The 12,859-nt window shown below is 70.4% G+C and carries 15 protein-coding genes; 3 read left to right on the plus strand and 12 right to left on the minus strand.

Features of this window, described 5'->3' with window-relative positions:
- Positions 1 to 59: 59 nt before the first annotated feature.
- From H0X00_RS04430 to H0X00_RS04445, 4 genes are read right to left on the minus strand one after another with little or no spacing between them, the layout of a single operon-like run.
- Positions 60 to 890: an SDR family oxidoreductase gene (locus H0X00_RS04430; protein WP_293767550.1), complete on the minus strand. Its 831-nt coding sequence runs from the start codon at positions 888 to 890 to the stop codon at positions 60 to 62.
- Positions 891 to 907: 17 nt separating this feature from the next.
- Complete coding sequence (locus H0X00_RS04435) at positions 908 to 1,318, minus strand: MaoC/PaaZ C-terminal domain-containing protein (RefSeq protein ID WP_293767551.1); 411 nt, start codon at positions 1,316 to 1,318, stop codon at positions 908 to 910.
- Positions 1,315 to 1,773, minus strand: coding sequence for a MaoC family dehydratase N-terminal domain-containing protein (locus H0X00_RS04440; protein WP_293767552.1), 459 nt, complete (start codon positions 1,771 to 1,773; stop codon positions 1,315 to 1,317). Before H0X00_RS04440 ends, H0X00_RS04435 begins: the two co-directional genes overlap by 4 nt.
- The gene (locus H0X00_RS04445; protein WP_293767554.1) at positions 1,773 to 2,954 is read right to left on the minus strand and encodes a lipid-transfer protein; all 1,182 of its coding nucleotides are present in this window, start codon (positions 2,952 to 2,954) and stop codon (positions 1,773 to 1,775) included. Before H0X00_RS04445 ends, H0X00_RS04440 begins: the two co-directional genes overlap by 1 nt.
- A gap of 84 nt (positions 2,955 to 3,038) precedes the next feature.
- Here H0X00_RS04445 and H0X00_RS04450 point away from each other — a divergent pair, with 84 nt between their 5' ends.
- Positions 3,039 to 4,202 (plus strand): helix-turn-helix domain-containing protein, encoded by a 1,164-nt coding sequence (locus H0X00_RS04450; protein WP_293767555.1) that lies wholly within the window; start codon positions 3,039 to 3,041, stop codon positions 4,200 to 4,202.
- Here the strand turns inward: H0X00_RS04450 and H0X00_RS04455 are convergent.
- A complete protein-coding gene (locus tag H0X00_RS04455; protein WP_293767584.1) occupies positions 4,188 to 4,955 on the minus strand; it encodes a hypothetical protein in 768 nt (255 codons plus the stop codon). The genes H0X00_RS04450 and H0X00_RS04455 overlap by 15 nt on opposite strands.
- A gap of 54 nt (positions 4,956 to 5,009) precedes the next feature.
- Here H0X00_RS04455 and H0X00_RS04460 point away from each other — a divergent pair, with 54 nt between their 5' ends.
- Positions 5,010 to 6,026, plus strand: a complete 1,017-nt coding sequence (locus H0X00_RS04460; RefSeq protein WP_293767582.1) for an NAD(P)/FAD-dependent oxidoreductase — start codon at positions 5,010 to 5,012, stop codon at positions 6,024 to 6,026.
- A 116-nt stretch (positions 6,027 to 6,142) separates the two neighbouring features.
- A complete protein-coding gene (locus tag H0X00_RS04465) occupies positions 6,143 to 6,445 on the plus strand; it encodes a DUF6458 family protein (RefSeq protein ID WP_293767556.1) in 303 nt (100 codons plus the stop codon).
- A 56-nt stretch (positions 6,446 to 6,501) separates the two neighbouring features.
- On the opposite strand, the gene H0X00_RS04470 is transcribed toward H0X00_RS04465, so the two are convergent.
- The 7 genes from H0X00_RS04470 to H0X00_RS04500 all read right to left on the minus strand — a co-directional run bounded on the left by H0X00_RS04470 (position 6,502) and on the right by H0X00_RS04500 (position 12,853).
- Positions 6,502 to 6,957 (minus strand): alpha/beta fold hydrolase, encoded by a 456-nt coding sequence (locus H0X00_RS04470; protein WP_293767557.1) that lies wholly within the window; start codon positions 6,955 to 6,957, stop codon positions 6,502 to 6,504.
- A 37-nt stretch (positions 6,958 to 6,994) separates the two neighbouring features.
- Entirely contained in the window at positions 6,995 to 7,846 is an 852-nt protein-coding gene (locus H0X00_RS04475) for a 3-hydroxyacyl-CoA dehydrogenase family protein (RefSeq protein WP_293767558.1), read from the minus strand.
- A gap of 112 nt (positions 7,847 to 7,958) precedes the next feature.
- Complete coding sequence (locus H0X00_RS04480) at positions 7,959 to 9,236, minus strand: hypothetical protein (protein WP_293767559.1); 1,278 nt, start codon at positions 9,234 to 9,236, stop codon at positions 7,959 to 7,961.
- Between the two features lie 20 nt (positions 9,237 to 9,256).
- Positions 9,257 to 9,694 carry a hypothetical protein gene (locus tag H0X00_RS04485; RefSeq protein ID WP_293767560.1) on the minus strand — a complete coding sequence of 146 codons (438 nt, stop codon included), beginning with the start codon at positions 9,692 to 9,694 and terminating at the stop codon, positions 9,257 to 9,259.
- On the minus strand, positions 9,691 to 10,770 hold the full coding sequence (locus H0X00_RS04490; RefSeq protein WP_293767561.1) for a hypothetical protein: 1,080 nt from the start codon (positions 10,768 to 10,770) through the stop codon (positions 9,691 to 9,693). The genes H0X00_RS04485 and H0X00_RS04490 overlap by 4 nt, the downstream gene beginning before the upstream one ends.
- A gap of 137 nt (positions 10,771 to 10,907) precedes the next feature.
- The gene (locus tag H0X00_RS04495; protein WP_293767562.1) at positions 10,908 to 11,726 is read right to left on the minus strand and encodes a phosphosulfolactate synthase; all 819 of its coding nucleotides are present in this window, start codon (positions 11,724 to 11,726) and stop codon (positions 10,908 to 10,910) included.
- A complete protein-coding gene (locus H0X00_RS04500; protein ID WP_293767563.1) occupies positions 11,723 to 12,853 on the minus strand; it encodes a hypothetical protein in 1,131 nt (376 codons plus the stop codon). Before H0X00_RS04500 ends, H0X00_RS04495 begins: the two co-directional genes overlap by 4 nt.
- Positions 12,854 to 12,859 lie beyond the last annotated feature (6 nt).

Genomic DNA, 12,859 nt, shown 5'->3' on the forward strand with positions numbered 1-12,859 from the left:
AGGCGTTCGAGGCGCCTCAGACGCACCGCACGTTTCGAATGGGATGTCGGCTTCACTCCTCAGATGCGGATGCCGCCGCCGCAGGTGACGGTCTCGCCGGAGACGTAGTCCGACTCGGGGATGCAGAACAGATAGACGGCCCCGGCGGCCTCGTGGGGCTCGCCGCCGCGGCCGAGCGGGATCATCTGCTCCATCGCGGCCTGCAGCTGCGGGTTGACGCCGACCGAGATGGTCTTGCCCTCGACCTCGATCGTCGAGCCACCGTGCGCGGCGGCTTCGGTGAGGCGGGTCTTGATCCAGCCGAAGGCCACCGTGTTGACGGTGACGTTGTACCGGCCCCACTCCTTCGACAGCGTGCGGGTCAGGCCGGTGATGCCGGCCTTCGCCGCGGCGTAGTTGGCCTGGCCGGGGTTGCCGCCCAGGCCGGCGATCGAGGAGATGTTCACGACCTTGCGGCACCGGACCGGGCCGCCGGCGGCCTTCTCGGCCTTGGCGGCGGCGGCGATCACCGGCTGAGCGGCGCGCAGGATCTTGAACGGCGCTTTGAGGTGGACGTCGAGGATCGCGTCCCACTGCTCGTCGGTCATCTTCTGCACGACCGAGTCCCAGGTGTACCCGGCGTTGTTGACGATGATGTCGACGCCGCCGAACTCGTCCACCGCGGTCGCCACGAAGCGCTCGGCGAACCCGGCCTCGGTGACCGAGCCCGAGCACGCGACGGCGCGGGAGTCCAGCGCCTCGACCGTCGCGACGGTGTCCTTGGCGGGCCCGTCGTCGAGGTCGTTGACCACGATCGACGCACCCTCGGAGGCCAACTTCAGCGCGATCTCACGGCCGATGCCGCGGCCGGAACCGGTGACGAGGGCGACGCGCCCGTCCAGCTTGCCCATGCAAGGTGCTCCTAGATCTACAGGGCGACGACAGCGTCGCCGGTGAGGGTGACCGTGCCGTCGGCGAGCGCGACAGACAGGGCGAGAGTGGCCCGGCGTTCGCCGCCGGACTCGTCGATCGAGGTGACGGTGGCCGTGCAGGTCGGCTCGCCCTTCACCGGGGTGATCGCGGCGAACCGCACCCCGTAGGAGCGGAGCCTGTCCGGAGGGAACAGGTCAGTGAGCAACCGGCCCAGGTAGGCCATCGAGAGCATGCCCTGCGCGAAGACGTCGGGCATCCCGGCGGCCTGCGCGATCTCGTGGTCCAGGTGCACCGGGTTGGTGTCGCCCGACGCTCCGGTGAATAGCGCGAGGGTGGTCCGGGAGATCGGGTCGATCTTCAGGGCGGCGAGCTCGGTCCCGACGGCCAGATCGGTCGGAGTGCTCATGACCCCACCCCCGGGTTGCGGACGACGACGTCATGTCCAGATCCGCGACCCCGCGCTCCGGCCTCGTCGCTGATGGCCGTCTTCTTGATGATGAATTCCAGTGCCCCGCCGCGCTTACTGAACACGTCGGTGATGACGGCGTTGGCGGTCAGCCGCTCCCCCGCGTAGGCCACGCGGTGGTAGGTGAAGCGCTGCTCGCCGTGCAGGACGTAGTTGACCTCGACCCCGATGTTGCGGGCCCACCAGAACGGGTCGGCCTGCTCGAGCTCGATCGCGAACAGGAACGTCGGCGGCACCGGGATGTCCCGGTGGCCCGCGTTCTTCGCCGCATCCAGATCCGAGTACGCCGGGTCGGTTGCCCTGGTCACGCGGGCAAAGGCGGCCAGCCGGCCGCGTTCGATGTCCATGCTGATCGGCGGCAGCACCATGCCGACCGCGTCGGGACTGACCGCCATCAGGCGACCTTCTCGTACATGGTGACGACGGCCGCACCACCCAGGCCCAGGTTGTGCTGCAGGGCGACGTTCACGCCGTCGACCTGGCGCGGGCCGGCCTCACCGCGCAGCTGCCAAACCAGCTCGGCGCACTGCGCGAGCCCGGTGGCCCCGAGCGGGTGCCCCTTGGACAGCAGGCCACCGGAAGGGTTGGTGACCACGCGTCCGCCGTAGGTGTTGTCGCCGTCCACGATGAACTTCTCGGCGGTGCCCTCGGGAGTGAGCCGCAGCGCCTCGTAGGTCAGCAGTTCGTTGGTGGTGAAGCAATCGTGCAGTTCGACGACCTTGATGTCCTCGGGCCCGACACCGGAGGCCTCGTAGACCTGATCGACGGCCGCGCGGGCCATGTCGAACCCCACCAGCTTCATCATGTCGGTCTCGAAGGTGGCCGGGGTGTCGGTGGTCATCGCCTGCGCCGCGATCTGCACGTCGGCGCGCAGACCGTGCTTGGCCGCAAACTCCGGCGTGCACAGCACCGCAGCGGCCGCACCACAGGTCGGCGGGCAGCACTGCAGCCGGGTCAGGAAGTCGTAGATCTTCGGCGAACCGAGCACATCGGCCAGGCTGATCGGGTCCCGGAACACCGAGTACGGATTGTTGGCCGCGTGCGAGCGGGCCTTCACCGCGATCCGGGCGAAGACGTCGGTGCTCATGCCGTACTTCTCAGCGTAGGCGGCGCCCGCGCCACCGAAGTACTGCGGCGCCATCGGGGCGTCACTGACGCCCTGCAACTTCTCCACGACCTCACCGAACCGCTCGAACGGCGACGGACGGTCGTCCCAGTGCGAGCCCAGCGCGCCGCGCTGCATCTGCTCGAAACCCAGCGCCAGCACGCACTCGGCCGCACCGGACTCGACCACCTGGCGGGCCAGCCACAGCGCCGAGGAGCCGGTCGAGCAGTTGTTGTTGACGTTGACCACCGGGATCCCGGTCAGCCCGACTCCGTAGAGCGCGTGCTGCCCACTGGTGGAGTCGCCGTAGACGTAGCCCACGTACGCCTGCTGGATCGACGTGTAGTCCAGACCCGCGTCGGTGAGGGCAGCCCGGACCGCCTTGCCGGCCATCAGGTCGTAGCTCTCGGCCTTACTGGGTGTCGCGAAGGGAACCATTCCCACACCAGCGACCCGCGCCTTGCCGGACATCCGTCCTCCTGCTTTCGATCTCCGTGCCTAGTGGGGATTCACTTACTCTGGCACACTAAGTGATCCATGGCTAGTCTTGGGGGCATGTCCGAAGGAGGAGCGCCGCCGCGCGGCACGCGTCCGCGCAACCGGCGTGCGCTGATCCGGGACGCCGCCACCGAACTGTTCGCCGAACGGGGCTATGCCAACGTCTCGGTCTCCGACATCGCGGCGGCGGTCAACGTCGGAGCCTCGGCGGTCTACCGGCACTACGCGGGCAAGGCGGACCTGCTCTTCGACGCGATCGACACCGCCCTCGAAGCCGTGCTGGCCGCCCTGCCCGCGAGCGACGAGGCGGACCTGCCCGAGATCGCGCACGTGCTCGCCGCGGCCGTCCTGGACAACCGGGTGGCCGGGGTCCTGATGCAGCGCGAGTCGCGCAACCTCTCCCCCGACGCGGCCGCGCAGATCCGCAAGAAACGGGTGCAGATCAGCGCGTGGCTCACCACCGAACTCTCGGCCCGGCGACCGGAACTGAGCACCGAGCAGGCCGAACTGCTCAGCGTCTGCGCCTCCGACGCCCTGACCAGCGTCTCCTTCCACCACCTCGATCTGCCGCGGCCGCAGTACGAGCGGTTGCTGGCCGACCTCGGCGTGCGGGTGATGCGCATGGACCCGGTCGACGGAGCGCGGGAGACCAGGCCGCGCCCTCCGAAGCCGGCCACCCGCGCCGAGGAGATCCTCGATGCGGCGGTCGCCCTGTTCGCCGAACACGGCTACACCGAGGTGAGCATCGACGACATCGGTGCGGCCGTCGGCATCGCCGGGCCGAGCGTCTACAACCACTTCCCGAGTAAGCAGGACATCCTCGTCGACGCCATGGTGCGCGGGCATGCCGGCATGCGGGCGGGCATGGCCAGCGCCTCCGCCGAGGGTCGCGACCCCGCCGACGTCCTGCGCCACCTGAGCGACCACTACGTCGATCTGACGCTGGATCACCCCTCGATGGTGGTGACGATGATCAGCGAGCTCGTTCAGCTCAAGGGCGAGGCCCGCGGCCAGGACATGCGCGAGATGATGCGCGGATACGTCCAGGACTGGGTCACGATCGCCCGGGCCCACCATCCCTCCGACGACGCGGTCGTGACGCGGATCAAGGTGCAGGCCGCGCAGATGATGGCCAACGACGTCGCCCGCACGCCGCGCCTGCGCCGCATCCCCGGCCTCCGCCCGACCGTCCGCGAGGCGGCCTGGCTACTGCAGCAGTAGTTCTTCGGACGCCAGGACCTCCTCGGCAACTGCCTGCGCATCGACGGCCCGCAGAAGCACCGTCGTCATCACCACGAACCAGACGCCGAAGACGGTCAGCGGGATCCACCACACGAACACCCCGCGCCAGGCGAAGGGGCCGTCGTCGAAGAAGTAGCAGGCGATGCCGGGGACGAAGAGCAGGGCCGCCCAGACGTTGAAGTAGCCGGCCCAGCGCGGGAACACCGGCTCCGGCGCCGTGTCCTGCAGGATCGCGACGGTGATCGCCAGGTTCTGGATGACCGCGAAGACCGGCGTCCCGCAGAAGAACAGCCAGGCGAAGTAGTAGCAGGTCTCCGCGACGTCCGGATTGAGGTTCTCCGGCTTGTAGGCCAGCGCCTGGATCATGATCATCGGCGTCAGGAACAGGAACGCCCCGAGCGCGCCGGAGGCGAGCTGGGTGGAGGCCATCGGCGTGTGCTGGCCCTCGATCCGCCGCAGCTGCACGGAGATCACCGAGATCCACGGGAACAGCAGCGCCGAGCCGAAGATCATCACGATCCCGCCGGCCTGGATCCGGCCCTGGTCCGCCTGGAACATCGCGACGATCTCCTCGCCGGACAGGCGCGGATCCGGCGGCGGCAGGAAGCCCATGATGAGGAACGCGGCCAGCAGGGTCACCGCCATCAGCGGTCCGGACCACACACAGAGCTTCTGGCTGAAGGCGTTGGTCTTCACGGCGATCGCTTCCGGCTGGGGGATGGCGGGGCGCAACCAAACGCTGATAGGTTATGCCCGAGCGAGAGGGCCCGCAAGGACTCGCAGGCCCTGCGGGAGCGCTTCGAGCACCCCATGGTGCGCGGCGCGCTCGCGATGCTGGCCAACTTCGGCTCACCCGTCACCACCGACGGGTCCGGGGTGAACCTCATGGTGCTGCCGCTGATCTGCCGGGCCGGGATGAGCCGTCCGCTGGGCGGCCTCGGTGCCTTGACGGCCGCGCTCGCCGCCGATCTCACCGAGCACCGCGGCGCGATCCGCACCGGAGCGCGGGTGCAGGAGCTCGTCGTGCGCGGCGGGAACGTGACGGGGGTTCAGCTCAGCACCGGCGAGACGATCGACGCGTCGACCGTCCTGACGGCCTGCGACCCGCGCACCGCCCTGCGGGACCTGCTGCCGACCGGCACGTTGCCGCGGCCCTTGGCGGCGCGAGCCGGTGCCATCCCGGTGATGAACGACGGCTGCACGCACTTCCGCGTCGACCTCGCCCTCGACGGTAAACTCACCCTCCCCCGGCACGCCGCCTGGCGCGCCGACGGCCTCGACCTGCGCAAGCCCTCGCACATGCTCGGCGACCTGGACGAGATCTGTGACGCGATCGCCGAGTCCCGCAGCGGCCGGGTGCCGGACCCGCTGTCGATGGTCAACATCATCGCCTCCTCGACCGACCCGGACTGCGCGCCGTCGACCGGCGACGTGCTCTCGGTGTGGAGCGGGTGGACCCCGCACTACCCAAACGCCGGCTGGGACGCGCTGCGCGAACCGGTCGCCGACCACATCGTCGAGCGGGCGTGCGAGTACTACGGCGGGATCAAGGAGCACACCGTCGTGCGGACGGTGGAGGCCTGGCCGGACATCACCGCGCGGACCAACGTGCCCGAGGGCAACGTCTACCACGTCGACATGTCGCCGTTCCGGACCGGCGGACTGCGCCCCGCGCGCGGGTTCGGCGGCTACCGGACTCCCGTGCCCGGTCTGTTCCTCACCGGCGCGGGCACCCACCCGGGCCCGTCGGTGTCCGGCATCCCGGGCCAGCAGGCGGCCCGGGTGATCCTGCGCCAGAAGTAGCTTCCTGACCTGCAGCAACGAGGTTTCTTGCATTTGGCTGGCATAGCCGTTATTCGCCCGGGTAGTGCTCCCGGCGTGAGCGCGCCCGCTCACCCACTCACCGGGAGGGGACCTTCATGGGCCTCGGAACCAGCATCTTCCTGATTGCTGTCGGCGCCATCCTGAAGTTCGCGGTCGACGTGCAGAACGAGAACGTCGACATCGAGACGATCGGCGCGATTCTCATGGTCGTCGGCATCATCGGTGCCGTGCTCTCCATGTTTTTCTGGAGCACCTGGGGTGGCATCGGTGGCGGTGGCAGCCGCAGTCGACGGACCACCGTCATTGACGACGCCGGTGCGGGGCCGGTCGCGCCGGGCTCCACCGACGGCTCTTCCCGTCGCGTGGTCCGCGAGGAAGTGCGTGACGACGGCTACTGATCGTCCGTCATAAGCTCAAGCAGCCGCTGGGGTTATCCCCAGCGGCTGCTGCCGATTTAGCCCAGAGACGCGTGAAAGCCCCGAACCAGAGCCGCGAACTCCTCAGGCCGCTCGATCTGCGGCATGTGTCCGGCGGCCGGGAACAGGTGTGCCTTCGCCAGCGGGAAAGTGTACTTCGCGACGTCGAAGTGTTTCGGCGGGAGGATTCTGTCCTTCTCACCCCAGATGATGAGCATCGGCTTGTGCACCTGGCGGGCGGCGTCGAGCAATGAGCGGCGCCACGGCTCCTTCGCCCCGCGCAGGGTCCCGAGCCCGGTCGCGATCTCGGCCATGAAGTCGGCCGCGCCCGGCTCGCGGCCGAGCTTGAGGGCGTGCGCGACCCGCTCCGGGGTGGCGTGGGCCTTGGACGCGTACAGCGCGCGTTCGCTGTGCCGGCTGCCGAGGCGGGTCGGCCGGCGCAGCGCCAGCTTGCCCAGGCCGGGGAGGGCGAGCATCCGCAGCAGGTAGGTCACCTCGGAGCCCGGTCACCTGCATCCTTACCGCGTACGCCTACTCGGTCCAGTCGTAGAAGCCCTTGCCGGACTTCTTGCCCAGCTCCCCCGCAGCGACCTTGTCGATCAGGATCTGCGGCGGGTTGAACCGCGGGCCGAGGTCCTTGGACAGGTTGCGCGCGATGTCCAGACGCACGTCCAGACCGACCAGGTCGGTCAGGCGCAGCGGACCCATCGGGTGCCGGTAGCCCAACTCCATCGCCTTGTCGATGTCCGCGGCCGAGGCGACGCCCTCCTCGAGCATCCGCATGCCCTCCAGGCCGATCGCCACCCCCAACCGCGAGGTCGCGAAGCCGGGCATGTTCTTGACCACGATCGGGTCCTTGCCGATCCGGATCGCCAACGCGCGCGCGGCCTCCAGCACCGCCGGGTCGGTCTGCGCGCCTTTGACGATCTCCAGCAGCGACATCACCCAGACCGGGTTGAAGAAGTGCAGACCCACGAAGCGCTCCGGGCGCTCCAGCACCGTCGCCAGTTCATCGATGGACAGGCCACTGGTGTTGGAGGCCAGGATCGCCGGCGCGCAGTGCTTCTCGATCGCCGGCAGCAGCGCCTTCTTCAACTCTATGCGCTCCGGGACGGCCTCGACGACCAGGTTCGCGCCCTCGGTCGGCAGCGCCTCCACCGCGTCGACGACGGAGATGCGCTCGATCAGCTCCTTGGCCGCGGTCTCCTCCAGCTTGCCCCGCTTGACCGCGGACTGCGCGACCCCGGTCAACGTCCCGATCGCCTCGGCGCCGCGACCGGCGTCCGGCTCGACCAGGATCGCGGTGTCCCCCGCCGCAGCCAGGACATAGGCGATGCCCAGCCCCATCGTTCCGGCACCGATCACCGCGCTGTACTGAGCCATCAGGCCGCACTCCCAGTCGTGGAGGAACTCTCGGACACACTCAACCGGACGTGGCCGGTTGAGTGCCAATCGGACACAGTATCTGATCACGATGTCCGAGCTTCCCTCAGGCTCAGGTCCCGAACGCGGGCGGCGCGGTGCCGAAGTCCGACGGGGTCGGATCGAAGGTCGTCGGACCGCCGGCGCAGCCAATGGTGATCTGCTCGATCCGGGACTGCACGTCGGCCGGCATCGGCTCGTCCCGGTTGATGCTCAGCGCCTTGATGTCGTCCTCGGAGAGCCCGGTCCGCATTCCGAGCACGATGCACTCGGTGATGGCCGGCGGCAGCTGCGCGCTTTCCCGGAAGCCCTTCTCGAACAGCGCCCGCAGCGCGGACACGCCCGCGGTGTCGCTCGGGCACTCGGACATGAATCCGAGCAGCTTCTCCACGCTGTCGTCGCTGTTGCGGAACAGCTTGTAGGCGGTGTCGAGGAAGGCCAGGTCATCCTGGCCGAGCAGCTTCTCCTTGACGCACCCGCGCACGTCCTCATCGGCGAACGGGTCGTCCGGGCCGTCGGAGTCGTACGTGTCGCCGAAGGTCCGCTCGAAGCTGGAGCGCAGGTAGTCCGCGCGCCAGTCCGAGACCCGCCAGTTCTCGTCGTCGCCCTTGAGGAAGGCCCAGGTGCCGGTCGCGCCGTCGGTGTCGCCACCGATGACAGTGACCAGCCCGGTGGCGGTGTCCTTCTCGATCTTGATGTTGGTGACCGTCGCTCCGGTCGCGTCCGCGGAGTCGTCGTCGGAATCGTCGTCGTCGTTCTCACAGGTCGCCACGTCACCGAAGACGGTGGTGACGAACTTTTCGGTGAGATGGCTGGTGCAGACGTCCTTGCCGTCGTCGACCGTGGTGACGTAGTTGACCAGCGCGGTGATCTCTTCCTTGTCCTTGCCGTCGTCACCGCCACCCAGCAACACGACCGCACCGGCCGCGATCGCTGCCACCACCACGACGACCCCGACGATCGCGAGCGGCAGCTTGCGTGAGCGCCTCTGCTTCGGCACGGCCCCGACGGGCGGAGCCGCGTGCCAACCGGCCGGCGGCGCAGCGCCGAACACCGGCGCGGTCTCCTGCTCGCCGACGGCCGGCGCGGGAGCGGACGGCGTCGGCTCCCAGGGCGCGGGGGTCGGGCTCGCGGTCTCCCAGGGCATCAGCACCGGCGGCGGTGGCGGTGGCGGTGGCGCGGTGGCCGGGAACCACTCCCACTTGCCGACCTCGGTCCCCGACCCGCCGACCACGTGCCACTGGCCGGGGCCGCCGTCGGGCGACGGCGGCTGCTCGACCGGGACGTAGTCCCAACGGTCGGGCTCACCCGGATTCGTGACCGCGACCCACTCGCCGCCAGGGGTAGTCATTGCGTCATCCTCACTTGCGCTCAACCGATCCGCACGTACCGGCCAGGCCAGGGACCTTCTCCGGTGAACCCCACCATCATCAGCAACCCGAGGCCGCCGGCCAGCAGCACCCCACCGAGGGCCAGCGTCGGCAGCGTATTGCCACCGCTGACCGGCAGCGGTTTACGCGGTACCTGCGCCCCCACCGCAGCGGGCTGCTCTGCGCCGGACCCCTCTTCCCCCGAGCGCGTCGTCGAGGTACCGGCGGCGGCCGCGGCGCCGGCCGCTGCGGCACCGAGCGGAATCGGTTCCGGGGGGCCCGCAGTCGGGACGAAGGTGGCGCGGTCGGGGGTGATCGCCGAAGCGATCATCGGCAACGAGTTGATCATCAGCATGAAGGCGGCGACGGTAACGATCGCGCCCAGCCACGGCGGCATCCCGGAGGTCGGCCGCCGCCACTTCGCACCGGCGCCGATCACCGGAACACCTCGTACCGGGCCGGCACCGGATACGGCGGGAACCACCCCACCGGCAGCCCGACCGCGAACGCCGCGGCCTGCAGGTCCCGGCAGAGCTCGAGGCGCGGCTGGACGGTACGCACCAGGGCTTCGACCTCGGCCCGGGCCAGGGCGATCTCGGCGGGTTCGGAGACCGCGGCCGTGACGAACACCGACCGGACCCGCTCGCGTGGACCCGGCCACTCGACCAGAGTGACCCGGCGCGGGTGGCGGCCCGGACGCAGCAGCGCCGGGATCGCCTCGGCCCGCGGGTGTTGCCCGGGCGGGACGTGCAAGGCCCAGCTCACCGACCCGTACCGCTCGTGCCGGTAGACCCCCGGCAGCTCGGTCTCGGTGTCCGGAGCGAGCTCGCCCCAGGCGATCGGTTCGGCGTCGGCGACGGGCCGACAATGCGGCTCGAAGGCCGCCCGGGTGATCCGGGCCAGGTCGGCCGGGGTGGCGGGCCGCAGCTCGGCCAACCCCGCGGCGCAGACATCGAGTCCGCGCAGCACCTGGCCGGTCAGGGCAGCGGCCTGTGCGACCGAGCCGACCGGTCCGCGGGCGGCCGGGTCAACGGTGAGCGTGAGCCGGACCGGGTGCTGCTCACCGCTGGGCAGGACGTCCACGGTGATCGCGGCCGCCTGGATCTCCGGTCGCGCACAGGCGGTCTCCAGCAGGGCCCACCAGCAGGCGGCGTAGGCCTCGGCGACGGCCGGTTCGCGCAACGCGGTCGGACACGGCGTCAGCAGGGCGGTGGCCGACATCAGACCGGTGGGACGGTGCCACACCACCCCGCAGCGGTCCGTGTCCAGCAGTTCGGTGCCGGCCAGCGGGCTCGGCAGCCTCGCCACGTGCGGCCACGGACGCAGGCCGCCTGACGTGCGGTCAGCTCTCTGGTGCGCCCGGGCGCGGCCGACGACTCCCCCGGCCGGCAGCGCGAGCACCAGCCCGACGACCGGGCCGGCGAACACCACGACCAGCCCGATCAGGGCGAGGCCGAGGAAGGCCGCCCGCAGCCGCGGGTCGGGGCGGTCGGGCTCGGCCGCGATCGGGGGCATGGCCGGGTACGTGAACGGCGTTTCCGCCTCGCCTGTGTCGACGCAACGGTCGACCCCCATGTGCCCCCACACAGTCCCCCAGTCTCTGTTGATCTTGCTCGCGACAGAGACAAGCGGTGGTTAGAGCTTGATCAAGATCAGCCGTGTCGGTCCATCAGCTGCTGGGCAGCCCAGGCGCTGGTCCAGGTGGAGACGGCGAGGGTGACGGTATCGGCGCGCAGGCCGCGGCGCAGGGTCTCGACGCCGATGATGTCCTCGGGCGCGACGTTGCCGAGGTTGGCGGTCGCACCGAGGCGCTCGATGAACCAGGCCTGCTGGGCCTTGGTCGGGGTCTCGAAGATGATCCGAGCGGCCGGCACGGCGGCAAGGAGGGTCTCGACCAGGTCCTCGCGCGGAGTGCCCATGGCGTCGTACAGCCCGACGGTGCCGGACTCGCGGCCCTCGGCGATCACGTAGGTCGCGCCGGCGTCGAGGTCGGCGAGCATCGCCTCCGCCCACACCGCGGGATCGACGTCGGCCGCGGTGTCCTTGCACCCGACCTCGGACACCACCCGGAAATCCTGGGACAGCTCGCGGATCAACGCGATCCGCCGGGCCTGGCCGAGATCGACCGTGCCGTCGGAGATCTCGATGGTGTCGAAGCCGACCTCGCCGCACCAGGCCGCGAACTCCGAGGTCCGACCCTGGGAGACCGCGAGCTCGAACAACGTCCCGCCGGGCGAGATGTGCACCCCCGCGGCCTTGCAGCGGGCGGCCTTCGCGGCCACAACCTGAGGTGGCGTCACATAAGCGGTGCCCCAGCCGAGCTTGACGATGTCGATGTGGGCGCCGGCGATCTCCAGCACCGAGGCGAGCATCGCCTCCGGCAGGCCCTTGTCGAGCATGTGGGTCAGCCCGCTCGTGCGCGGTTTGGCCTCGCGCGGCGGCAGGTTCAGGAACGAGGGGAGATCGCTCATGCCGCAGCCCCGGCCAGCTCCTCACGCACGGTCCGGGCCCCTTCCACCAGAGCCATCAGCTTGCCACGCGCGACGTCGCGCGGCAGCTTGACCAGCCCACAGGAGGTGGTCAGCGCGAGCCGCTGCGCCGGGACGACCCGCAGCAGTTCGCGCACCCGGGCGGCGACCGTCTCCGCGGCTTCGGCCTTCTCGTCGCGCACGTCGATCACCCCCGCCGCCAGGTCGCCGGTCCACGGCGCGGCCCGGAACCCGGCCAGGTCCTCGGCGTCGAGGGCTTCGAAATCGAGCAGCTGCACCTGGGCATCCAACACGGCCGGCCAGAGGGCGTCGAGCGGTCCGGCCTCGTCCCCACCCGCAGGAGCCTCGTCGCCCAGGACGTAGCGCTTGAAGCCGTGCCGTCCGCCCTCGACCAGCAGCGGCCGCGGCCGGTTGGTCGCCCCGCGGCAGACGTGCACCCAGAACTGCACGTCGATGCCGGACACCGCGCGGTTGAGCAGCTCGATCTCCCAGTCGCTGACGCCGTGCGACCACAGGAACTCGTCGATCTGGATGATGTCGACGCCGGCGTCGGCCAGGCGCGCAAAATCCTCCCGCATGGCTGCGGCCAGGGCCGCGCCGAGGTCGCGCTGCGCGCCGTAGTGCTCGTCGTTGGCGAACAGCGTCAGCACCTGCAGGCCGGTGTAGGAGACCTTGATCGGCCGCGAGGTCGCGCGGCGCACCGCGGCGAGGGTCTCGGCGTGGAAGGAGCACCGTGGCGAGACCGGGCCGGTGCAGCGCGGGGAGACCATACCGGTGCCGGCGGGCAGCTCGAAGCCGGTGAGGCGTTCGTAGTAGTGGAACAGGATCTGCGCGTAGTCGCTGGTGCCGCCGTACACGCGGCCGTCGGCGATCACGTCCAGGCCGGCGTCCTCCTGGTCGTGCACGAGCGCGGCCACCGCGTCGAAGAAGGCCTCGCGGGGCAGGCCCTCCGGGTCGAGCGCGGGGGCGTGCCCGGGACGACCACGCCCCCCGCCCGCGCCGGCGATGTCGGGGAAAACCGCCCACGGCTGGTCGACGTACCAGGTCGGGTTCGGGTAGTTGCCCACCATCGTGGTGGGCAACAGGATGTCGCGGTTGCCGATGCGCATAGAAGA

Source organism: Sporichthya sp. (assembly GCF_013815995.1).
In the GTDB taxonomy this organism is placed as follows: Bacteria; Actinomycetota; Actinomycetes; order Sporichthyales; family Sporichthyaceae; genus Sporichthya.